This window comes from Streptomyces sp. NPDC048211 (genome assembly GCF_043202315.1).
Lineage (GTDB): Bacteria > Actinomycetota > Actinomycetes > Streptomycetales > Streptomycetaceae > Streptomyces.
In genome coordinates, this window is sequence record NZ_JBIDAD010000003.1 from 280793 (window position 1) to 301331 (window position 20539).

Here is a 20539-nt window from a genome sequence, read left to right on the forward strand (position 1 = left end):
TTCGTAAGAATCCAGTACCCGAATTGTCGGTTATCGCTCCGTAGGGTGATCCGGGTGAACTCTCCATCGGATACTTCCCACCCCTGTGCTGACATCGTTCTTCCCTGTCTGGACGAGGCCGCCGCGCTGCCCGGAGTCCTGGCCTCGGTCCCCCGTGGCTGGCGCGCGATCGTTGTGGACAACGGATCCACCGACGGCTCGGCGGAGCTGGCCCGGTCCCTCGGCGCGACCGTGGTGCATGAGCCGCGGCGGGGCTTCGGCGCAGCCTGCCATGCGGGGCTGCTCGCCTCCGAGGCGGAGTTCGTCTGCTTCTGCGACTGCGACGGCTCGCTGGATCCCGGACTGCTGACCGGCTTCGTCCGCCGGATCGCCGATGGGGAGAGCGACCTGCTGCTCGGCCGACGCCGCCCCGAGGGGCACGGCGCCTGGCCGCTGCACGCACGGCTGGGCAACGCGGCGCTGGCCAGGATGGTGCGCCGCCGCACGGGACTGCGACTGCACGATCTGGGGCCGATGCGGGCCGCGCGCAGGACCCACCTGCTGGCCCTCGGTCTCACCGACCGGCGCAGTGGGTACCCACTGCAGATGGTGGTGCGCGCCGCCGACTCGGGCATGCGGGTCACCGAGACGGACGTCCCGTACCTGGCGCGGACGGGGAAGTCGAAGGTGACCGGCACATGGCGGGGCACGTGGCACGCGGTACGCGACATGCGGGCCGTGCTGGGTGAGCCTCCGGTCCTGGTGGAGGCCGCGCGATGAGCGCCGCTGAGCCCGCCGTCGCCCGGCCGGCCCCGGCCGGGACGACGACGCTGCTGGTCATCGCGAAGGAACCGCTGCCGGGCCGGGTCAAGACCCGGCTCACCCCGCCCTTCTCCCCCGTCGAGGCCGCACGACTCGCCGAGGCATCGCTCTGCGACACCCTGCGTACCGTCCGCGGGCTGCCCGCCGCACGGCGCACGGTCGTCCTGGACGGGGCACCGGGCGCGTGGTTGCCCCCCGGCATCGAGGTGGTGGAACAGGGTGCGGGAGGTCTCGACGAACGGCTCGCCGCCGCGTTCGGCGCCTGCACCGGGCCGACCCTGCTGATCGGCATGGACACCCCCCAGATCACGGCGGCCCATCTGGCACCCGCGCTCGCACCGGGGGCCTGGGACGGCTGTGACGCCTGGTTCGGCCCCGCCGAGGACGGCGGATTCTGGGCCCTCGGCCTGGCGGAGCCGGACCCCGCCCTCCTGCGCGGGGTACCGATGTCCGTGCCCGAGACAGGCGCCGTACAACGGCGCAGGCTGGTCGATGCCGGTTTGACGGTTCGCGACCTCCCCCGGCTGCGGGATGTGGACACGGCGGCCGACGCCGCGTGTGTCGCCGCACTCGCACCGCACGGTCTGTTCGCCGCCGAACTCGCCCGGCTGACCCGTGAGGCGGTCCGATGAGCCGCACGGGCCAGGACCGCGGCGTGCTGAGCCCTGCCCACCCGGACGTCACCTCATGGGGCACCGACCCGTACGCCAACGCCCTGCGCAACGGATGCGGGCCGCTCTTCCTCCGCCGTACGGACGGCTGGCTGCTGCCGCTGGACGTCGAGCGCTGGTGCGCGGGGGCGGATGCGGCGGATCTGTCGGCGCTGCGCCGTTGCGAGGGGCCCGTCCTGGACATCGGGTGCGGTCCCGGGCGGCTGGTCGCAGCGCTGGCGGCCCGCGGCCACCGGGCGCTGGGCGTCGACGTCAGCGAGGCGGCGGTCGACCGCACGCAGCGACTGGGCGGTTCCGCCCTGCACCGGTCGGTCTTCGACCCGTTGCCGGGCGAGGGACGCTGGGGCACCGTCCTGCTGGTCGACGGCAATGTCGGCATCGGCGGCGACCCCCGTCTCCTCCTGCACCGCACGGCGGGCCTCCTGGCCCCGGGCGGGCTTCTGATCGCCGAGACCGCTCCGCACGACATCGACGAGCGGGTCCACGTGCAACTGGACGACGGAGGTGCGTCGGGCGCCGGGCCGGCGGCGGCAGTCCCGTTCCCGTGGGCCCGGCTCGGCACACCCGCGCTGCTGAGATACGCCCGCCCCCAGGAGCTGCACCCCGTGGATCAGTGGGACGTGGACGGCCGCTCCTTCGTCTCCCTGCGACGCGGCCGGACCGTCCGCACCACGAGCCAGAGCCCCGACAGCAGGAACAGCGCGGCCGTGATCAGCAGCCAGTTCCCCAGGAACACGTCGGGAGACAGTCCGCTCGCCGGCTCGTAGCGTTCCGTCTGCCGGGTGATCAGCGGGAACCACACGAGCAGCAGCAGCCCGGAGAGGAAGGCCGGCACCCGGACGAAGTTCACCGAGCCGGGGTGCCGGCCGCAGCACCGGCGCAGCAGCCGGTCGGCCGACGCGTAGACCGGTACGAGCACGAGGTCGTGCACGAGGGCCGCGCCGACGAACCACACGAGGACGCCGAACGTGTCCCCGGCCAGCAGCCGCACCCCGGCGTATCCCGCGAGGGCGAAGGAAGCGGCCAACAGGACGAGGTGCAGGGGCCCTTCCCCGTACCGACGCCGCAGAAGAGGTCGCAGGTCCGCGCTGTTCACAGCTCTCCAAAGGTCAGCCGGGCCACCCATTTGGTGTTGAGCACACCGGGTGCCGCCGGGACGATGATCCGCGCCGGGTATCCGTGATCGGGTGACAGATCCTCGCCGTTGACCTGGAGGGCCAGCAGCGAACGCGGGTCGCGCACCTGGTTGTCGCGGAGTGCCGCGCGGCGGAACGCCCCGCGGCGCTGCACCGATTCCACCAGCACGCCCGGTGGGTGGTCCGGATATCCGGCGAGGGCCGCCAGATCCCTCAGCGGCACGCCGCGCCACCACTGGTCCGAAGTGGACCAGCCCTCCACACAGGCGATGGGGAGCGCGGCACTGTGCTGTCTCATGGCCAGCAGTTGCGTCCGGGTGAACCGGAGGTCTCCGGCCGGGCCGCTGACGGTGAGCAGCCATCCCTCCCCCGTGTCGGTCGCGGTGATGCCGACCGCGGCGGCCGTCTTGTTGATCTGGAAGCCGTTCGGGCCGGAGCCGGGCTCGGCGGCGCCGTGCGGAGTGAGCAGGGCCAGACGCCTCAGTGGTCCGTCGAAGCTCCGTCCGGCCGACGTGATGAGCAGGACCAGTGAGCCCGCACCCACCATGGCCAGCGCACCCCGCCGGGACAGCGTCGGCGCGTCCGGAGCCGGGGACTGCAGGCCGTCCCCCGGAACCGTCTCGCTCAGTCCACCCGATCGCAGCACACGGACGGCCTGCGGCACCCGGAGACCGGCATGGGCGAGGAATGCCGCGAAGAACACCCAGGCCCCGTAGAAGTGGAGAGGGTAGAAGGAGCCCGGGAACAGATACTCCAGCTGGATGTTGAGCAGCCCGGTGAGGAACTCGAACAGCGCTCCGCCCACGAGGAGGAGCAGCGAGATCCGCTCCAGCGCGTGGGCGACGGAGCGGACCGGCGGCAGGGCGAAGAGCCGGGGAACCACGGACCACAGTTTCGCCAGCAGGACGGGGACGAGGACGATCCCCACCGTGACGTGGAGCCCCTGGGTCACCCGGTACAGCCAGTGCGGGCCGGTCGGCCAGGCGAACAGGTAGAAGCCCAGCAGCCCCTTGTCCGGCGTCTTGTCGTTCACCGGGTTCAGATCCGGGTTGTAGGCCGCGTACGACACCAGGCCCGTCACGAAGAGCAGAGTGATCCCGCCGAGCAGAACGAGGCCGAGCACGGCGGTGAACCGGACCCCGCGTACGGGACTGCGCCAGAACCCGGGCGCCGAAGGGAGACGTCCGGACAGGGCCGCGGCACGGCCGGAGGAGAGTCGGGAGAGGAAAGCGGGAGGTGTCGGACTGTTCCGACGGCTGTCGCCCATGCCCTGACGCTATGCCCGGGACACCGGGGCGGGGCGGTCACGACTCCTGACGAAACGATGACGTCCCCCCTCGGAAGGTATGGGAACCGGACGTCCCGCCCAGCGGCCCACCCGTCCGACGGGGCGGGCCCGAAATCTGACGGTTCGGTGACGCGCCCCGTCGACACGCGTCACGGCGGCCACACCGTGCGTACGGTGCCAGCGTGAAGACCGAGGACCGCACCGAGCACATCACCGAGCCGACGCCCGTACAGCGCACCGGACACCGCCGCGACCTGGCAGCCGCCGGCGCGGGCGTCGTCCTGGTCACCGCCGCCGCGGTCATCGGCCGCGCCATCGAGAACGCCGACCACACCCTGTACGTCCACTGGCCACCGCTGCTCGCGTCCTGGTACCCGCACATCGGCCCCGGCACGGCGGCCGCGCCCGTCGTGGCCGCGGCCGTCGTCGCGTACGGCCCCGTACTCGCCGTCCGGCTGCGCTGGCGGACGCTGCTTCTCAGCTGCTACGCCGCCTCGCTCGCCTGGGTCTTCTCGCTCGCGCTGATCGACGGCTGGGGACGCGGTCTCGCCGAGCGGCTCACCACGAAGCACGAGTACCTGAGGGTCATCGGCCGCTTCGACGACATCGGTGCCGCGCTGCACGGCTTCACCGACCACATCCTGATCGGTCCGCCGGGCAACTGGCCCGCCCACGTCGCCGGACATCCTCCGGGCGCGACCCTCACCTTCGTCCTGCTGGACCGCATCGGGCTCGGCGGCGGCGCATGGGCCGGGGTCTGGTGCATCGTGACCGGCGCCACCGCGGCGGTGACCGCCCTGGTCGCCGTCCGTACCGTGGCGGACGAGCACACCGCCCGCCGCGCAGCGCCGTTCGTCGTCCTCGCGCCGGTCGCGGTGTGGGCCGGCGCCTCGGCCGACGGCTACTTCACCGCGGTGGCCGCCTGGTCCGTGACCCTGCTGACCCTGGCCGCGACCCGCACGGTCCGCAGCCCGGCAGCCGCCGCACTGGGTGCGGGCCTGCTGTTCGGCCTGGTCTGCTACCTCAGTTACGGTCTGACGCTCATCGCCCTGCTGCTCGTCGCCGTCCTCGTACTCACCCGGACCGCCCGGCCGCTCCCCCTCGTCGCTCTGGGCGCTCTGGTGGTGCCGGCCGCCTTCACGCTCGCGGGCTTCAACTGGTGGGAGGCGTACCAGTTGCTCCTCGAGCGCTACTCCCAGGGGGCGGGCGGATTCCGCCCCTACTCCTACTGGGTCTGGGCCAATCTCGCCTGCACCGCGATCGCCGTCGGCCCGGCGACGCTCGCGGGCCTGCGCCGGACCGCGGCCGGGGCTCCGGGCGCGGCACTCGGCCTGCGCACCGGGGCCACGGCTCCGCGGCAGCGCCTGGTCCTGCTCGTGTCCGTGGCCCTTCTCGCGCTGCTGGCCGCCGACCTGTCCGGAATGAGCAAGGCGGAGACGGAACGGATCTGGCAGCCCTTCATCCTCTGGCTGCTGCCCGCCACCGCGCTGCTGCCGGCACGGGGCCGGCGGGGCTGGCTGGCCGCTCAGGCGGTCGTGGCGCTGGCGGTCAACCACCTGCTCTGGACGGGTTGGTGACCTCTGCTCCGGAGTACGCCCGGAATGCGGCAGGTGACCCGCTCGCGCGCAGCGGGCCCGGCTTGACCTTGACACGGTGACAGGGCTTTCACTGCTTGCCGAGGAGGTGGTCCGGATGACGATCACACAACGCGACACGGACACGAGCCGAGCGCTCCAGGGGCTGGAGGACGGCCGTGCGTCCGTGCGACTGCGGGCCGCGCTGGAGCTCGGCACGACACCTGACCCACGCTCGGTCGACACGCTCATCGAGCGGTGCGCGACCGAGCCCGAGTTCTTCGTCCGCGACATGCTGACCTGGGCGCTGACCCGCCACCCGGTGTCCCTCACACTTCCGCGGCTGGTTCAGGAGGTCGGGTCGGAGCGTGCGCAGGCACGGAGCCAGGCGCTGCATACGCTGTCCAAGGTCGGGGACCGGCGGGGCTGGCCGGCGATCACACGGCCGCTGCTGTCCGACGCCGACCCGGAGGTGGCACGCAGCGCCTGGCGGGCCGCGGTGGTGCTCGTCCCGGAAGGCGAGGAGTCCGCTCTGGCCGCGGCTCTGGCGACGCAGCTCGGTCGCGGCGGGCGGGAGACGCGGCTGAGCCTCAGCCGCGCTCTGGTCGCCCTGGGCGACGCGGCCGATCCCGCTCTGCGTACGGCCACGGAGGTCGCTGACGCGCACGTGCGCGTACACGCGCTCGCCACACAGCGGATGCTGCGGGACCCGGACGCCGGATTCGATTTCGCGGTCGAGGAGGCGAAGCGCGTCGTGGCACTCGGCGGGTCGGGCCAGGAGGGACGATAGGCCGTGTTGATCGGTGAGGTGGCGCGACGGTCCGGGGTCAGTGCCCGCATGCTCCGGCATTACGAGTCGCTCGGCCTGGTGCGGCCTTCCGGTCGTACGGGTTCCGGATACCGGGAGTACTCCGGGGAGGACATCCGGCGCATCTTCCACATCGAGAGCCTGCGCTCGCTGGGACTGTCACTGCGTGAGATCGGGCGCGCGCTCGACGATCCCGGCTTCACACCCTCGGAGCTCGTCGGCGGCCTCATCCGTCAGACACGCGAGCGCATCGATGCCGAGACCGAACTGCTCACGCGGCTGCACCGGATCGACACCGCGAACCCCGCCCGCTGGGAGGACGCCCTCCAGGTCGTCGCACTCCTCCAGGCGCTGGGTTCGCAGAGCGCCGGAGTACGCCAGCGCGCGGCCCTCTCCTCGGTCCACGAGACTCCGGTACCCGTGGCAGCCCTGGTTGACGCGGCACTGAGCGAGACGGATCCGAACGTCGCCGGAGCTCTCAGATGGGCGCTCGCCCGGTCGGGCGACGACGGCTCGGGGCTGCTGGCGGAGGGGCTGGCGTCACCGGACGCCGCGGTGCGGGAGCGGGCCGTTCGCTCCCTCGCCGAGATGCCTGGCGAGGAGGCTGCCGCACAGTTGCGACAGGCCCTCGTGCACCCCGACATCGTGGTCCGCAGGTATGCGGCACTGGCGCTCGGCTCACGTGGAACAGCCGACGCGGTGCCGACGCTCCTCGACATGATCGTGGAGGGGGAGAACGACACCGATGCGGCCGATGCGCTGAGCCTTCTGGCGGGCGACACCGCGACGGCGGACCGGATCGCGACCGGGCTGGTCGACCGCCTCGCCCGGAACACGTCGAAAGCGCCTGCGCGCGGACGGCTGACCCAGGCGCTGGCCGCCGTTCCGGGGGTGACGGCGACACGTGCACTCGTCGAACTGTCGCACGACGAGGACCGTGCCGTCGCCCTGACCGCGGCCTGGCTTCTTCAGCGACGCGACACACGGTGACGCGTCTCGCGGCGGCAACTGCCTGCGACGGCTCCGGATCGGGCCCCGTCCCGGAGCCTTCCGTGTGCCCGCCGGGCGCAGACTCAGGGGTGCATGACGATCTTTCCCACGTGGCCCCTGCGAGAGAGTTCCTCCTGCGCCCGAGCGGCCTGGTCCAGTGAGAAGGCCGCTGCGATGACGGGCTGGATCTCCGCCCGCCGAGCCAGCTCCATGAGGAGGTCGAAGTGCGTGGGCGTGTGCATCGCGGAACCGATGACCTGGGCGTTGTGCAGGTAGAGGCGGCGCACATCGAACGCCACGCCGTATCCGCCGAGTGCGCCCGCGATGACCCACCGGCCGCCTTCGCGCAGCAGCGGAAGCCCCTCGCTCACCAGCTCGCCGGCCACGACGTCGAGTGCGACGTCGACGCCCTCCGGGGCGGCGGCGCGGATCTGCCCGGCGATGTCTCCCGCACGGTCGACGACCTCGTGCGCACCGGCTTCGCGCACCGCTCCGATCTTGGGTCCACTGCTGATGGCGATCACCCTCGCGCCACGCGCTCGGGCGATCTGCACCAGCGCGATGCCGACGCCGCCGGACGCTCCCGAGACCAGGGCGGTCTCCCCCTTCCGCAGCCGGCCCCGCTCGATCATGCCCAGCGCAGTGCCGTAGGCGGTCGGCAACGTCGCGAGCTGGTCGTCCGTGAGCGGAGATTCCGTCACGTCGTGCACACGCTTCACCGGCGCTGTCACGTACTCGGCGTATCCGCCGTCGCGTTCGCTGCCCATCAGGCCCACCGGGTTGGCGTCCGGTCCTGCGGTGTCGTAGATCGCGGGGTCGACGACCACGCGGCGCCCGACGAGGCTCCCCTCCACTCCGGTCCCGACGGCCACGACCCGGCCCGCCACGTCGGCGCCCTGGATACGCGGGAAGTCGATCGGGCCCCGCCAGCCCGACAGCGCCTTCGGGTCGTCCGGGCGCCCGTAGGCGCCCTCACGGGTCCACAGGTCGGTGTTGTTCAGCGCTACGGCGGCGACCCGGACCAGCACCTCCCCTGCCCGCAGGGCGGGGACGGCGACCCTGGCCGGCTCAAGGACCTCCGGGCCGCCGTGCCTGGTGATGCGCACCGCTCGCATGGACTCCGGCACACCCATCGCTTGACCTCCTCGCAGGTATACTGATCTGTGAACATCTCCTACCGTACACCGATCAGTGAAGGGCTCTGCCATGCAGGAAGCGCGGCCTATGACACCGGCCGGCCGGCGCATCGTGGCGGCCGCCGACGAGTTGTTCTACAACCGCGGAATCACGGCGGTCGGCGTGGATCTGATCGCTGAGCACTCAGGCGTGACCAAGCGAACCCTGTACAACCGGTTCGGTTCGAAGGACCATCTGGTGGCGATCTACCTCACGGAACGCGACCGGCGCTGGAGGTCGCTCGTCCTCGACGCCGTCGACGCCGCCGGCACTCCCGCCGAGGCCGTCACCGCCCCCTTCGAGGCGCTGCGGACCTGGTGCGAGACCAACACCCGCGGGTGCGCCTTCATCAACGCGCTGGCCGAGCTCCCGGACCCCTCGCATCCTGCGCACCGCATCGCCGCGAACCAGAAGCTCTGGCTGCTGAACCTGTTCGGAGACCTCGCCGCCGCAGCGGGCTGCTCGCGCCCGGCGGCGCTGGCGACCCGACTCCTCGTACTGCACGAGGGGGCCGTCGCCACGCAGCCCCTCGCGCTCGACTGCCTTCCGGAGAGCACCGACCTGGCACGACACCTGGTTCGAGGCGCATCACCCCGCCGCTAGTGCGTCGTCGACGGGTGCGGGGGTGGGCGCCGGCGTCGCACGGCACCCGGTCATTCCCGGGAGGAGATCTGTTCGCGCACCCAGGCGACATCAGGATTGACGTGCGGCCGCCCAGCCACGAAGACGGTCGGCACGGTCTCATTGCCGTCGCACGCTTCTCGCACCGCCGCCGCCGCGGCCGGATCACGCCAGATGTCGACCCAGTGCATGTGGCGGGCGCTGCGGCCCAGCCGGATCCGCAACCGCAGGCAGTACGCGCACCCCGACCGCCAGAAGACGACCGGCCTCCCGTCGGCCGCGCTGCGGCGTTGCGCCTCCAGCGCACCGACCGACCTCGGGAAGATCAGGGGTGAGTTCACGCCTGCGAGCAGAGCGAACAGCACAAGGATCCCTGCGCCCTCTCCCGGGCTTCCCGTCACGAACAACCCGGCCGCGACGAGTGAGCCGCACAGCAGGAGCAGCATCGGCTGAATCCACGAGCGCATCATGGTGACGCAGGCTATCGATGAGCCGGAGCGCTTCTCCAACCGGAGTGCTCGTACGGGCTCCGCAGGGCGCCGAGCGTCCTGCGGAGCCCGTCCCGGACGGCCCGTACCCGGTCAGGATCAGCTGGCGGTGTACCCGGTCATCCGTCTCCGTACGCGGAACCCCGGCGCGGTTGACGACCGCGCCGGGGTTCCGCGCATCCGCTGTCAGGCCTTGGCCTGCATGTTCCGTCGTGCGGGGTTGCCCTGCTCCGCCGCCTTGGGGTCCTTCTCGTCCGCCTTGGCGCGTACCCCTTGCTCGATCCGCTCGCCGATCGACTTGTCGACGTTGGACCAGTACTCGAAGGCGCGTCGCAGAACGGGTTCTGTCACCCCGTTGAGGAGGTGGCCGACGACGTTGTCCACCAGACGCTCGCGGGCCGCGTCGTCGAGGACCTCACGCACCAAGGTGCCGGCCTGGCCCCAGTCGTCGTCCTCGGAGTGGGAGACGTAGGCGGACCGGGTGATGTCTCCGTCGGCGTACCAACTGGGCGGGCTGCCGTAGCGGGCCGTGTCGGCCGCGGGCCCGCCCTTGGAGTTCGGCGCGTAGACGGGATCGGTCGTCTTGCGGTACGCCATCGCCCCGTCCTTGGAGTACGTGTTCACGGGGACGACGGGCGCGTTGACGGGCAGCTGCTGGTAGTTGGCGCCGATCCGGTAGCGGTGGGCGTCCGCGTACGCGAACAGCCGGGCCAGCAGCATGCGGTCCGGGCTGGGGCCGATGCCGGGGACCAGGTTGTTCGGCTGGAAGGCCGCCTGCTCGATCTCGGCGTGGTTGTCGGTGGGGTTGCGGTCCAGGGTCATCCGGCCGACCTCGATCAGCGGATAGTCGCTGTGCGGCCACACCTTCGTCAGGTCGAACGGGTTGAACCGGTACTCCGCGGCATCCGCGTACGGCATGACCTGTACGTGCAGGGTCCAGCTCGGGAATGCGCCGTCGCGGATGTGCTCGAAGAGATCGCGCGTGTGGTAATCTGTGTCCGCCGAGGCCATCTGGTCGCCCTCGTCCTGCGTGAAGAACTCGATGCCCTGGTCCGTCTTGAAGTGGTACTTGACCCAGAAGCGCTCGCCCTGCGCGTTGATCCACATGTAGGTGTGGGAGGTGTAGCCGTTCATGTGGCGCCAGCTCCGGGGGATCCCGCGATCGCCCATCAGCCACGTGACCTGGTGGGCCGTCTCGGGCGAGAGGGTCCAGAAGTCCCACTGCATGTCGTGGTCGCGCAGATTGTTGTCCGCGCGGCGCTTCTGGGACCGGATGAAGTGCTGGAACTTCATCGGATCCTTGATGAAGAACACGGGGGTGTTGTTACCCACCATGTCGTAGTTGCCCTCGCTGGTGTAGAACTTCACCGCGAAGCCCCGGGGGTCACGCCAGGTGTCCGGGCTGCCACGCTCGCCCGCGACCGTGGAGAACCGGGTCACCAGCTCGGTCCTGGCCCCCGGCTGGAACACCGCCGCCTTGGTGAACGCACTGACGTCATTGGTGACCTCGAAGTGCCCGAAGGCTCCGCTGCCCTTGGCGTGGGGCTGGCGTTCAGGGATCCGTTCGCGGTTGAACTGCGCCATCTGCTCAATCAGGTAGGCGTCCTGCAGAAGGATCGGGCCGCCCGGCCCGACGGTGAGCGAGTGTTCGTCGCTCTCCACCGGCGCCCCGGAATCGGTGGTGGTCGGCTCATGCGAGGCGTCGGTCATCAGGCTGCCCTCCATCTTGTCGCTGTACGTACGTAACCCGTCACGCCACACGAGCGGAACGGCGTCGCGCTAGCTCGATTAGCCCGGATCGGACAGTGCCAAACCTGGGTGAAAGGAATATTTCGTCATTCTGCCCGACTCCTCCACTCAAGGCGCGGCGCCCGTGCAGCCCACCTGTCCCGAATCGGGCGGCCTGCTCCTCGCCACCCGGCCGTCGTCCGACCGTGGGGCGGGCAGGGAGTCGTCCGACCGTGGGGCGGGCAGGGAGGGGACGCCGGGAGGCCGGGCCCCCAAGGGCGGCGCCGCGGGCACGCCGGGACCGGGGAAGGACGGCGACCGTCCGGGACGGCTCCCCCTGCTCCGGCCGCTTCCCACCGCACCCGTCCGCCGTTCGGGCGAGATAGGGCCGGGAACCGGTCCCGACCGGCGAACCCACGGGCCGTGCCGCGTAGAACGGGCGGCTTGAGCCGTACGTCCGTCGCAGCCTTGAACGCCACACCGATCCGAGCCCGTGGACAAGGAGCCCAGAACCGTGACCGCCTTCGATCCGTTCACCGATGCTCTCGATGCGCCGCTGTACGTCGTCACCGCGGCGGCCGACGACGAACGGGCCGGCTGCCTGGTCGGCTTCGCGTCGCAGTGCTCGATCCGGCCCGCCCGGTTCGTCGTGTGGCTCTCGAAGGCCAACCGGACCTACCGCGTCGCCGCCCGCGCCGAGCGGCTCGCGGTGCATCTGCTCCGCCATGACCAGGGTCATCTGGCCCGCCTCTTCGGCGGCATGACCGGTGACAGGACCGACAAGTTCGCCCGGACGGCATGGCACCCGGGCCCGGGCGGCGCTCCGGTCCTGGACGAGGCACCCGCCTGGTTCGTCGGCCTCGTCGAGAACCGCGTCGAGGGCGGCGACCACGTCGGGTTCCTGCTCGCCCCCGAGGCGGCGGAACACCCCGCGGACGACGGCTTCCGCCTGCTGTCCCTGACCGATGGCCTCGACATCACACCGGGACACCCGGTGAGCTGACCGGAGACTTCGCATTCGCCCGCCCCGAGGGAATACGGACCGGACCGGGCAACAGCGCATCCGTTTCTCCACGGAATTCCCGTACGGGCCTCCCGGCGTCGATCCCGGATATCCCGTACCGCATCCCCCCGCAGGCCGGGTCGGACACAAGAGTGCCCCCGGACGCCGAAATGCGGGGTGCCCCCGACCGAATGTCGGGGGCACCCCGCACTTCTCACGACTGAACGGTCACTGCCGCCTACCAGCGGTACCAGCGACCACGGCGGCCGCCCACTCCGGCGGAACGCATGACGAAGCCGAGCAGCCATACAGCCAGCACGATCACTGCCACGATCCACAAGGCCTTCAGAGCGAATCCCGCACCGAACAGCACGAGAGCGAGCAGAAGAACGAGAAGCAGGGGAACCATAGTTATCAACCTCCAGAGCATCGAGTGCCCTGGCCACCCTCGATCATGCACTCGAAATACAGTGTTTCTCCCCAGGAATTGCGGGAAATAGACTCCGCTCGGACGTCACCTTCGGCTCCGGCCTCAGCCTCGGAACTCCGCACGGCCCCCGACCGTGCGTCGACTCGTTCGAGGCATGCCGTGTCACGCGAAGCGACTGGACTCCGCCGTGTCATCAGCCCCTGTGCCCCGGACCGGCGGCCTCCCGGGCTCCACCACGGGCCGGGCCGAAAGAGCGCCCAGAACACCGCACTTCACTCCGCTCCGCCTCCGGGGGTCAGGAACTACGCTCGCGGGCATGGTCGAACACGATGCCCTCAGCGCCACGCGCGAGGCTTACGACGCAGTTGCCCTCACCTACGCACAGCTGTTCCGCGACACGCTGCACGACCGGCCCCTGGACCGTGCGATCCTGGACGCCTTCGCCGGCCTCGTCCGTGCGAGCGGGGGCGGCCACGTCGCGGACCTCGGGTGCGGACCTGGTCATATCACCGCCCATCTGGACACGTTGAATCTGACGGCTTTCGGTGTCGACGCCTCCCCCGCGATGATCGAGCTGGCTCGCCAGGCCCATCCCGGCCTGCGGTTCGACGTGGGTTCGATGTCCGCGCTGGACATCGCTGACGGCGCGTTGGGCGGCGTGCTCTCACGCTGGTCCGTCATCCATACTCCGCCGATGGAACTCCCCCTCATCCTGGCGGAGTTCCATCGGGTGCTGGCACCGGGCGGCCATCTCCTGATCGGCTTCTCGGCGAGTGACGATGCGTCTCACCCGTCGCAGGTCTTCGATCACACCGTCGCGCCCGCCTACCGCTGGTGGCCCGACCACCTCGCCGCGATGCTGCGCACGTGCGGACTGGCCGAGGTGGGCCGGATGGTCCGCGAGCCCCAGCCCACCGATCAGCGCCAGTTCCGCGAGATTCAGCTGATCGCCCGCAAGGCCCGGGCATGAGCTCTCCGCCCCGACGCCTGATCGCACCTTCACAGGCCCCGTCGACCCGCACCGCGTACAGCGTGACGTGCGGGGAATAGCGGGCATGCGTCGCTGTTGATCACCGTATGACTTCCAAGACACGTGAGGCGTACGGACAGATCGGCATCTGGAGCGGTGCCCTGCACCGGTCCCGGGCGGACGACGCGGGGAAAGCGGCGATCGCGGAGGCGGTCGCCGAGCTCGACGAGCTGGGATACGGCACGCTCTGGATCGGGGGCAGCCCCTCGGCCGACGACGCGGCCGCCGTCGTCGCCGCCACCCGTACGATCACGGTAGCCACGGGCATCCTCAGCATCTGGGACCACACCGCGGCGGAGGTGGCAGCCCGGATCGCGACGCTCGACGCGTCCGCCCGCGACCGGTTCGTCCTCGGCCTGGGGGTCAGCCACGGCCCGATGGTGCCGCAGTACGCGAAGCCGTACAGCGCGATGGTCGCCTACCTCGACGCACTGGATTCCGCCACCCCGCCCGTGGGCGCGGGCCATCGGGTTCTGGCGGCACTCGGCCCCAAGATGCTGAGGCTCGCGGCCGACCGCACGCTCGGCGCCCACCCCTATCTCGTCACCGCCGAGCACACCGCGGAAGCCCGCGAGGCACTCGGCCCCGACGCGCTGCTCGCCCCGGAACTGTCCGTCGTACTCGACACCGATCTCGACCGGGCCCGCTCCACCGCGCGAGGCATGCTGGCGAGGTACCTCGGCCTGCCCAACTACACCGACAACCTGCTGCGCCTGGGATTCACGGAGAGCGACTTCGAGGGCGGCGGAAGCACGCGTCTCCTCGACTCCCTCTTCGCCCTGGGCGACGCCGAGAAGGTGAAGGACCGGACCCGGCAGTACCTCGACGCAGGCGCCGACCACGTCGCACTTCAGGTGATCACGGCCGAGGAGGGCAGCGCGGGCCTGCCGCGGGCCGAATGGCGGGCGCTGGCCGAGGCCTTCGGCGACGAGTTGTAGCGAACGACCCCTCAGAAGGACTGCCGGCCTTGGGTGTCGTCGCGGCCGCCACCCCGCACCCCGTCGATCCGGAGGTGCGCGGTGGCGGCTGCGGCGGCCCGTCGGCCTCTTGGCGGACCGGCTTCACCCCATCGCCCACAGGGCCGGCGGACCGCCCCGGGGACGTCCGGGTCAGCGAATCTCGGTGACCCGGTGTTCGACGCGCGCCGCGCAGTTGGAGTTGTCCACCGACACGTACACGTTGGCGATGCTGCCACCCCAGCTCACGCAGTGGCCCTTGCCGTAGACGTAGGCCGGACCCGCGTACGACGTGTAGTTCCCGGAGTCACCGGCCCACTCGTCGGTGTCGGGCACGTAGATGTACGTGGAGACCTCCTTGGCCGTGCCCGGGTTGGCACGAATGGTCGCCACGCAGTTCTTGCCGTTGGTGGAGTTGTACGTCAGGTACACGGTGCCGAGCGAGCCGACCGGCACCGAGTTGACGGTCTTGTACGCCTTGCCGCAGACGCCCTGCGGCGTGACGTTGGGTGCGGCGGAGGCGGCTGTGCCGCACACGACCGTGGCGCCCACCACCAGCGTGCTCAACGCCCCCGCGACCGCGATACTACGCATGCTTCCCATTTATCCCCCTTGTGTCTTCGAGAGCGGAATACTCCCACTTGATGTGACCCACGGGTGGCAAGGATGGTTGTACCCCATACGCCCTGAGATGGACGGCGAGGAACTCGGTCCCGCCCGTGTCCGGGTTACGGCTCGCGCAGCAGCGCGCAGACGAAGTTCTCCTCCACGGCCCGTACCCGCTCCAGGAGTTCGGGTTTGTTCGTCTTGTTGACCTGGGTGGTCAGGGAGAAGGTCAGTGACCGCTTGCCGTCCGGTGTGGCTGCGACCAGCTGTGTGTAGCCGGGGAAGTTGCCCGTGTGGCCGTACACCACGCCACAGCGGGTGGTGTACCGGAAGATCGCCAGACCGGCCTTGTTCCTGCCGGGGCCCGCGGGTTCGGACGCACCGTCCACCCAGCGCAACTGCTGACGACGTGTCCGGTCGGAGATCAGCGTCCCGCCGGCGTAGCCGCGGATGAAGGCCGTCATGTCCTTCGGCGTCGAGATGATCCCGCCCGACGCCCACACGCCCGACGCGCTCAGTGCCTCGCTGACGTCCTCCGGCGGGGTCGGCGGGGTGACGTCGTAGCCGTGCATGTACGGCTCGGGCATCCGGTAGCCCTGCGGCAGGCTGGTGCTGCGCAGGCCCAGCGGGCGGTACACGAGCTGGGCGAGCAGATCCTCGTAGCGGCGGCCCGTCACCGCCTCCGCCATCAGCGCCACGGCGATGTTGTCGGAGTTGGAGTAGGCGTACCGGGCCCCCGGGCGGAACAGCAGCGGCTCGGCGGCGACGAAGTCCAGCAGCCGGCGGGAGTCGAAGTGACGGCGTGGGTTCGCGGTCAGCAGGTCCAGGAACGCGGGGTCGGCGGTGTAGTCCGGCAGTCCGCTGGTGTGGTTCAGGAGCTGGCGCAGCGTGACCCGGTGCCAGGCACGCGGCAGCCGGGGGAGCACCCGGCCGATGGTGTCGTTCAGCCGCAGCTTCCCGCGGTCGACGAGTTGGAGGGAGACCGCTCCGCTGTAGGCCTTGGCCGTACTGGCGATGCGCATGTGGTCGGTGGCCTCGATCGCGCGGCCTGTGCCGGTCTCGGCCACGCCGGCCCGGACGACTTCGGTACGGGACCCGCGCCTGAGGACGGCAATCGCTCCGGGCGGCCCACCGGGTGCGGTGGTCAGCTCCTGCAACTGCCGTCGCAGTGCGCGGTCGTGGTCGGCGGGGACATCTGCGGCGTAGGCCGGGGCATGCACCGGCCCGGCCAGGCAGGCAGCGGCCAGCAGGGTGACAAGGGGCAGGCGGAGCTGCGGGAAGCCGGGAAGCGGCACGGGAGGACTCCTGGGCGTGAGCGCGGTGGAACGTCCAGCTTCACCCGTCGGTCCGCAACCCGCGCGCGGCTCTGCTCCATCCGGCCGAGCGCGACACGCCCGCCGATGCGGGGGTCACGTCATGCTTGCCGGCCTTGTCCGACCGCCGCCCGCCGCGCCCCGGGCGCGGGTCCGGGCCCCCGCCCGGGGCCGGGCGCGTCGGTGCGGGTCCCCCGGCCGATCGTCGTCACACCTTGCCGAGCCAGGTCAACGCCGCCACGACCAGGGCTTCCACGCCGGTACTCAGCGTCGGTTCGATGACCGGTGCGAAGAGCGCGGAATGGTTGCCCGGCAACTCGTCCATACGTCCCTCGGCGAACGCGGCGACCGTCGACTCCGTCTCCAGGCCGCCCCAGAACCAGAACACCGTCGGCACGCCGAGTGCCTCGCCGAACACGCCCACGTCCTCGCTCGCGTTCACCTGCGGCATCGGCAGGATCCGCTGCTCGCCGAAGTGCGCGGAGAAGGCCGCCACGGTCGCTTCCGTGGCCTCCGGTTCACTCACGAGAGCGGGGGCAGAGGCGAACCAGGTGAAGTCCGGCGGTTTCTGGGCACCGCTCGCCTGCGACTCCCCCACCACGATGCGCTCCACCGCACTGCGGCCCAGTTCGCGTACGGCCGGGGTGAAAGTGCGGATGTTGACACCCAGTTCCGCGGTCTCCGGGATGATGTTGTCCTTGGTGCCGGCCTTCATACGCCCCACCGTCACCACGGCGGTCTCAGCCGGCGGGACCTCTCGGGCGACGATGCCCTGGAGCCGGGTGACGACGTTCGCCGCCATCAACACCGGATCGATCGCGGCCTCCGGCCTGGACCCGTGGCCGCCCCGGCCGTGAAGCGTGATGTTCAGCGAGTCGGCGGCCGCCATCACCGGCCCGTTGCCGTAGCCGATGAATCCGGCCGGCAGAGGTCCGACGTGCTGGCCCAGGACGATGTCCGGCTTGGGAAAGCGTTCGAACAGCCCGTCGGCCACCATTCCGCGGGCGCCGACCGCCAGTTCCTCGGCCGGCTGGAAGACCACGAGCAGGGTTCCGCTCCACTGTTCGCGGGCCTGAGCGAGCAGGGCGGCGGCGCCTGTCAGGCACACAGCGTGCATGTCGTGCCCGCAGGCGTGCATCACAGGTACTTCATGTCCCTCGCCGTCCACGGCTCGCGCCGTGCTGGCGTACGGCAGCCCGGTCTTCTCCTCGACGGGCAGCGCGTCGAAGTCCGCGTGCAGCATCACGACCGGGCCGTCCCCGTTCCGCAGGACACCCACCACGCCGGTGACGCCGACCTGCTCGGTGACCTCGTCGAATCCTCCGGCCCGCAGGCGCTGAGCGAGCAGGGCGGCGGTCCGGGTCTCCTGGAGCGACAACTCCGGATGGCGGTGCAGGTCCCGGTAGAAGTCGGCAAGGCCCTCGCGGATGTGTGGCAGACCCTCAGTCACCGTGCTCGCCATGTCGCGTTCCTCCTCCGTGCCGGTCCGGGCACCGTACCTTCCGCAGTGGTGGACCGCATGACGGCACCCGCTGTTCCGGAGCGGCCTCCGCCTGTGCCGGCTTGGAGCGGACACTGCCGCGACCGGTTGCGGTCACCGACCGCCGGGGCCGGAGACGTCAGACGGGCTCCCGCCCCGTGCCTGCCAGTGCCTGAACCTCGGCATAGGACAAGGCACACGCGTCGGAGGGGCGTCCGTCCCGGATGGCGGTCGCCGTGGTCACGGCCGTCGCGAGCGCCGTGCGGTAGAGCAGTGAGCCGAGGCTGACCCGGCGCACGCCCAGCGCGGCCAGTTCGGGGAGAGTGGGGCCGGCCGGTGTGTACAGGATGTTCAGTGGCACGACCAGCGCCGAGATCAGTTCGGCGATGCTGTCCGGATCGGACAGCCCGGGGACGAACACCCCATCGGCGCCTGACTGTTCGTACAGGGCGAGGCGCGTGGCGGTCTCGTCCTCCTGGCGGGCCGCCCAGTGGGTGTCGGTCCGTGCGTTGACGAACAGTTCAGGCACCGCGCTCTTGACCGCGGCGATCTTCGCCGCGTGCACCTCCATCGGCGCGAGTGTGCCGTCGGCGCGCCCGTCCTCGAGGTTGATGCCGGCCGCGCCCGCGTCGTACAGAGCCCGTGCCCTCTCGGCCACTTCCTCCGCGTCGTCGCTGAACCCGCCTTCGGCGTCGACGGTGAACAGGAAGCGGCCCTCTCCGAGGCGGCGAGTCAGCGCCAGGGTCTCCTCGAACGTCGCGGCCACCCCGTCCGGCAGGCCTGCGGCGGCGGCCACGCCCAGGCTCGTGGTGCCCACGGCGGGGAAGCCCTCGGCTGCCAGCGCCGCGGCTGAGGCGTAGTCCCAGGCGTTGGGCAGCAGCAGTGGAGCGGTCCGGCGGTGCAGGCGGGCGAACGGGGTGAGGGGGCGCCGCAGCAGGCCGTCGGCCAGCGCGAGGGCGTGGGCCCGGCCGGGACAGACGCGGGGCGGAGCGCCGAAGGTGAGGAGCGACGGGTGTGCGCGGTTGGCGGCCGCCAGGTCGAGAAGCACCACGTCACCTTCGGCGATGTGGCGGCCGCCCACTCCGGTGGCTGCGACGGCGACGCGGCGCATGGCGCTCACCGGCGGCATGTCCCGCAGGATCCTGGAGAGCGGAACGCTGCTGTGGTCAAAAGCGGTGTCGACGAGCGCTGCCGTGGCCCCGCACGCCTGGACCAGGAGACCGATGAGGTTGGCCGCGGACTCCCGTGCGGCCTCGTTCGACGGGGGTGGCGCGAGCCACCGCACGAGCGCGGCCACCGCTTCGTCGGCGGCTGCGTCGTCACCACCGAAGTAGACCCCGGCCACCACGGTCACCGCCTCGGCCACGGCTGTGGGCCGCGGCAGTCCCAGGGCGTCCGCAAGAGTACGCACGACGGCGACCCGGGTCTCTTCCCCGGGCGCCACGGCGGCCGCCCGGCGCAGCGCTTCGGGTGTCAGACGGGCCAGCTCGGCCTCGACCAGGGCCCGGCGCCGGCGGTGTGCCTCACCGTGGCTGAACCGGGCCACGGTGGCACGCAGCCAGGCGACACCCGCCCCGGCCGGGCCGTCTTCCGCGGCCGGCAGTCCGGGGACGAGGGCCGGGTCGGTGAGCGCGGACCGTACGTCCTCGAAACGATCGAACTCGTGCGTCGTGTGCGTCATGGCTCTCACGCTAGGGCTGGAACGGTTCGGCACTGCCCGAACCGTTCCAGCGGCATCATGGGCTGTATGTCCTCACTCTCCGAGACCGCTTCTCTGCTTGCCGACCACACCCGGGCCACCTTCTGTCAGGCTCTGCTCGACGGCCGGGCCTGGACCGCGGGCGAACTGGCCCGGAGTGCCGGAGTCAGCGCGTCCACCGCCAGCGAGCAGCTCTCCCGTCTCGTCGAGGGCGGCATCCTGGCCGAGGAGCGGCAGGGCCGGCACCGTTATGTACGGCTGGCCGGCCCCGAGGCGGCCGCCCTGATCGAGGCCGTCGCCTCGTACGCCCCGGGCGCCCCCCGGCCGCGGAATCTGCGCCAGTCGGTACGGGCGGGCGCCGAGGCGCGGGCCAGGACCTGCTACGACCACCTGGCCGGTGAACTGGGGGTGCCCCTGGCCGGGGCCATGGTGTCCCGGGGGCTTGTCTCCGACGGATCCGGGCCGGCCGTCACTCCGGCGGGCCTGGACTGGCTGGCCGACGCCCTCGGCTACCGGCACCCCGCGGGCTCTCGCCGGCCCCTGGTGCGGAGTTGTCTGGACTGGACCGAGCGCCGGTCGCATCTGGCCGGCGCGGTGGGTGCGGCACTGTGCGCCACGGCGTTGGAGCGGCAGTGGGTACGGCGGATCGGGTCCGGCCGGGCGGTGAAGGTGACCGTCGTAGGGGCCGACGCCTTTCGGGAGCTGTTGGGTGCGGAGGTGACGTGAAGCACCGCTGTGCCG

Annotated in this window: 20 protein-coding genes; 11 read left to right on the forward strand and 9 right to left on the reverse strand. The window is 71.4% G+C overall.

Annotated features, from left to right (window positions below; all coding sequences use genetic code 11):
- The first annotated feature begins 54 nt into the window (after nt 1–54).
- The 3 genes from ACGFZA_RS14015 to ACGFZA_RS14025 are packed head-to-tail and all read left to right on the forward strand — an operon-like array spanning nt 55 to nt 2239.
- Complete coding sequence (locus ACGFZA_RS14015) at nt 55–759, forward strand: glycosyltransferase family 2 protein (protein ID WP_393679055.1); 705 nt, start codon at nt 55–57, stop codon at nt 757–759.
- Nucleotides 756–1433, forward strand: coding sequence for a DUF2064 domain-containing protein (locus ACGFZA_RS14020; protein ID WP_385272081.1), 678 nt, complete (start codon nt 756–758; stop codon nt 1431–1433). Before ACGFZA_RS14015 ends, ACGFZA_RS14020 begins: the two co-directional genes overlap by 4 nt.
- On the forward strand, nt 1430–2239 hold the full coding sequence (locus ACGFZA_RS14025) for a class I SAM-dependent methyltransferase (RefSeq protein ID WP_393679056.1): 810 nt from the start codon (nt 1430–1432) through the stop codon (nt 2237–2239). Before ACGFZA_RS14020 ends, ACGFZA_RS14025 begins: the two co-directional genes overlap by 4 nt.
- Before the next feature lie 325 nt (nt 2240–2564).
- Here ACGFZA_RS14025 and ACGFZA_RS14030 read toward each other — a convergent pair whose 3' ends face one another.
- Entirely contained in the window at nt 2565–3875 is a 1311-nt protein-coding gene (locus ACGFZA_RS14030; protein ID WP_385272075.1) for a molybdopterin-dependent oxidoreductase, read from the reverse strand.
- A gap of 203 nt (nt 3876–4078) precedes the next feature.
- On the opposite strand from ACGFZA_RS14030, the gene ACGFZA_RS14035 reads away from it, so the two are divergent.
- The 3 genes from ACGFZA_RS14035 to ACGFZA_RS14045 all read left to right on the forward strand — a co-directional run bounded on the left by ACGFZA_RS14035 (nt 4079) and on the right by ACGFZA_RS14045 (nt 7268).
- Nucleotides 4079–5473 carry a hypothetical protein gene (locus tag ACGFZA_RS14035; RefSeq protein WP_393679057.1) on the forward strand — a complete coding sequence of 465 codons (1395 nt, stop codon included), beginning with the start codon at nt 4079–4081 and terminating at the stop codon, nt 5471–5473.
- Nucleotides 5474–5588: 115 nt separating this feature from the next.
- Nucleotides 5589–6260 (forward strand): HEAT repeat domain-containing protein, encoded by a 672-nt coding sequence (locus ACGFZA_RS14040; protein WP_393679058.1) that lies wholly within the window; start codon nt 5589–5591, stop codon nt 6258–6260.
- A 3-nt stretch (nt 6261–6263) separates the two neighbouring features.
- A complete protein-coding gene (locus tag ACGFZA_RS14045; protein WP_393679059.1) occupies nt 6264–7268 on the forward strand; it encodes a HEAT repeat domain-containing protein in 1005 nt (334 codons plus the stop codon).
- 83 nt (nt 7269–7351) lie between these two features.
- On the opposite strand, the gene ACGFZA_RS14050 is transcribed toward ACGFZA_RS14045, so the two are convergent.
- Nucleotides 7352–8401, reverse strand: a complete 1050-nt coding sequence (locus ACGFZA_RS14050; RefSeq protein WP_393679060.1) for a zinc-binding dehydrogenase — start codon at nt 8399–8401, stop codon at nt 7352–7354.
- A 91-nt stretch (nt 8402–8492) separates the two neighbouring features.
- Between ACGFZA_RS14050 and ACGFZA_RS14055 the strand changes: the two genes are divergently transcribed.
- Nucleotides 8493–9047, forward strand: a complete 555-nt coding sequence (locus ACGFZA_RS14055) for a TetR/AcrR family transcriptional regulator (RefSeq protein ID WP_385272060.1) — start codon at nt 8493–8495, stop codon at nt 9045–9047.
- 50 nt (nt 9048–9097) lie between these two features.
- Here the strand turns inward: ACGFZA_RS14055 and ACGFZA_RS14060 are convergent, their stop codons facing one another.
- Together ACGFZA_RS14060 and ACGFZA_RS14065 are read right to left on the reverse strand one after the other, a co-directional pair.
- Complete coding sequence (locus ACGFZA_RS14060; protein ID WP_385272058.1) at nt 9098–9535, reverse strand: glutaredoxin domain-containing protein; 438 nt, start codon at nt 9533–9535, stop codon at nt 9098–9100.
- Between the two features lie 204 nt (nt 9536–9739).
- Nucleotides 9740–11263, reverse strand: coding sequence for a catalase (locus ACGFZA_RS14065; RefSeq protein WP_385272055.1), 1524 nt, complete (start codon nt 11261–11263; stop codon nt 9740–9742).
- Between the two features lie 532 nt (nt 11264–11795).
- Between ACGFZA_RS14065 and ACGFZA_RS14070 the strand changes: the two genes are divergently transcribed.
- Nucleotides 11796–12284, forward strand: a complete 489-nt coding sequence (locus ACGFZA_RS14070; protein WP_393679061.1) for a flavin reductase family protein — start codon at nt 11796–11798, stop codon at nt 12282–12284.
- Nucleotides 12285–12522: 238 nt separating this feature from the next.
- Here ACGFZA_RS14070 and ACGFZA_RS14075 read toward each other — a convergent pair whose 3' ends face one another.
- Nucleotides 12523–12693: a hydrophobic protein gene (locus ACGFZA_RS14075; protein ID WP_326734156.1), complete on the reverse strand. Its 171-nt coding sequence runs from the start codon at nt 12691–12693 to the stop codon at nt 12523–12525.
- 337 nt (nt 12694–13030) lie between these two features.
- Between ACGFZA_RS14075 and ACGFZA_RS14080 the strand changes: the two genes are divergently transcribed.
- Both ACGFZA_RS14080 and ACGFZA_RS14085 read left to right on the forward strand, forming a co-directional pair.
- Nucleotides 13031–13684 (forward strand): class I SAM-dependent methyltransferase, encoded by a 654-nt coding sequence (locus ACGFZA_RS14080; RefSeq protein WP_385272048.1) that lies wholly within the window; start codon nt 13031–13033, stop codon nt 13682–13684.
- A gap of 107 nt (nt 13685–13791) precedes the next feature.
- A complete protein-coding gene (locus ACGFZA_RS14085) occupies nt 13792–14682 on the forward strand; it encodes an LLM class F420-dependent oxidoreductase (protein WP_393679062.1) in 891 nt (296 codons plus the stop codon).
- A 171-nt stretch (nt 14683–14853) separates the two neighbouring features.
- Here ACGFZA_RS14085 and ACGFZA_RS14090 read toward each other — a convergent pair whose 3' ends face one another.
- From ACGFZA_RS14090 to ACGFZA_RS14105, 4 genes are all read right to left on the reverse strand, one after another.
- Nucleotides 14854–15303 carry a spore-associated protein gene (locus ACGFZA_RS14090; protein WP_385272042.1) on the reverse strand — a complete coding sequence of 150 codons (450 nt, stop codon included), beginning with the start codon at nt 15301–15303 and terminating at the stop codon, nt 14854–14856.
- Between the two features lie 125 nt (nt 15304–15428).
- Entirely contained in the window at nt 15429–16601 is a 1173-nt protein-coding gene (locus ACGFZA_RS14095) for a serine hydrolase domain-containing protein (protein ID WP_385272039.1), read from the reverse strand.
- Nucleotides 16602–16827: 226 nt separating this feature from the next.
- The gene (locus ACGFZA_RS14100; protein ID WP_393679063.1) at nt 16828–18081 is read right to left on the reverse strand and encodes an amidohydrolase; all 1254 of its coding nucleotides are present in this window, start codon (nt 18079–18081) and stop codon (nt 16828–16830) included.
- Nucleotides 18082–18238: 157 nt separating this feature from the next.
- Nucleotides 18239–19780 (reverse strand): isocitrate lyase/phosphoenolpyruvate mutase family protein, encoded by a 1542-nt coding sequence (locus tag ACGFZA_RS14105; protein WP_393679064.1) that lies wholly within the window; start codon nt 19778–19780, stop codon nt 18239–18241.
- A gap of 66 nt (nt 19781–19846) precedes the next feature.
- Between ACGFZA_RS14105 and ACGFZA_RS14110 the strand changes: the two genes are divergently transcribed.
- The gene (locus ACGFZA_RS14110; protein ID WP_393679065.1) at nt 19847–20524 is read left to right on the forward strand and encodes an ArsR/SmtB family transcription factor; all 678 of its coding nucleotides are present in this window, start codon (nt 19847–19849) and stop codon (nt 20522–20524) included.
- The last annotated feature ends 15 nt before the right edge of the window (nt 20525–20539 follow it).

What these genes read in the sequence shown, in the direction of transcription:
- ACGFZA_RS14055 (WP_385272060.1), top strand. Translation starts at nt 8,493, where the DNA reads ATGACACCGGCCGGCCGGCGCATCGTGGCGGCCGCCGACGAGTTGTTC.
- ACGFZA_RS14080 (WP_385272048.1), top strand. Translation starts at nt 13,031, where the DNA reads ATGGTCGAACACGATGCCCTCAGCGCCACGCGCGAGGCTTACGACGCA.
- ACGFZA_RS14085 (WP_393679062.1), top strand. Translation starts at nt 13,792, where the DNA reads ATGACTTCCAAGACACGTGAGGCGTACGGACAGATCGGCATCTGGAGC.
- ACGFZA_RS14090 (WP_385272042.1), bottom strand. Translation starts at nt 15,303, where the DNA reads ATGGGAAGCATGCGTAGTATCGCGGTCGCGGGGGCGTTGAGCACGCTG.
- ACGFZA_RS14100 (WP_393679063.1), bottom strand. Translation starts at nt 18,081, where the DNA reads ATGGCGAGCACGGTGACTGAGGGTCTGCCACACATCCGCGAGGGCCTT.
- ACGFZA_RS14105 (WP_393679064.1), bottom strand. Translation starts at nt 19,780, where the DNA reads ATGACGCACACGACGCACGAGTTCGATCGTTTCGAGGACGTACGGTCC.
- ACGFZA_RS14025 (WP_393679056.1), top strand. Translation starts at nt 1,430, where the DNA reads ATGAGCCGCACGGGCCAGGACCGCGGCGTGCTGAGCCCTGCCCACCCG.
- ACGFZA_RS14030 (WP_385272075.1), bottom strand. Translation starts at nt 3,875, where the DNA reads ATGGGCGACAGCCGTCGGAACAGTCCGACACCTCCCGCTTTCCTCTCC.
- ACGFZA_RS14020 (WP_385272081.1), top strand. Translation starts at nt 756, where the DNA reads ATGAGCGCCGCTGAGCCCGCCGTCGCCCGGCCGGCCCCGGCCGGGACG.
- ACGFZA_RS14050 (WP_393679060.1), bottom strand. Translation starts at nt 8,401, where the DNA reads ATGGGTGTGCCGGAGTCCATGCGAGCGGTGCGCATCACCAGGCACGGC.
- ACGFZA_RS14065 (WP_385272055.1), bottom strand. Translation starts at nt 11,263, where the DNA reads ATGACCGACGCCTCGCATGAGCCGACCACCACCGATTCCGGGGCGCCG.
- ACGFZA_RS14060 (WP_385272058.1), bottom strand. Translation starts at nt 9,535, where the DNA reads ATGATGCGCTCGTGGATTCAGCCGATGCTGCTCCTGCTGTGCGGCTCA.
- ACGFZA_RS14075 (WP_326734156.1), bottom strand. Translation starts at nt 12,693, where the DNA reads ATGGTTCCCCTGCTTCTCGTTCTTCTGCTCGCTCTCGTGCTGTTCGGT.
- ACGFZA_RS14040 (WP_393679058.1), top strand. Translation starts at nt 5,589, where the DNA reads ATGACGATCACACAACGCGACACGGACACGAGCCGAGCGCTCCAGGGG.
- ACGFZA_RS14110 (WP_393679065.1), top strand. Translation starts at nt 19,847, where the DNA reads ATGTCCTCACTCTCCGAGACCGCTTCTCTGCTTGCCGACCACACCCGG.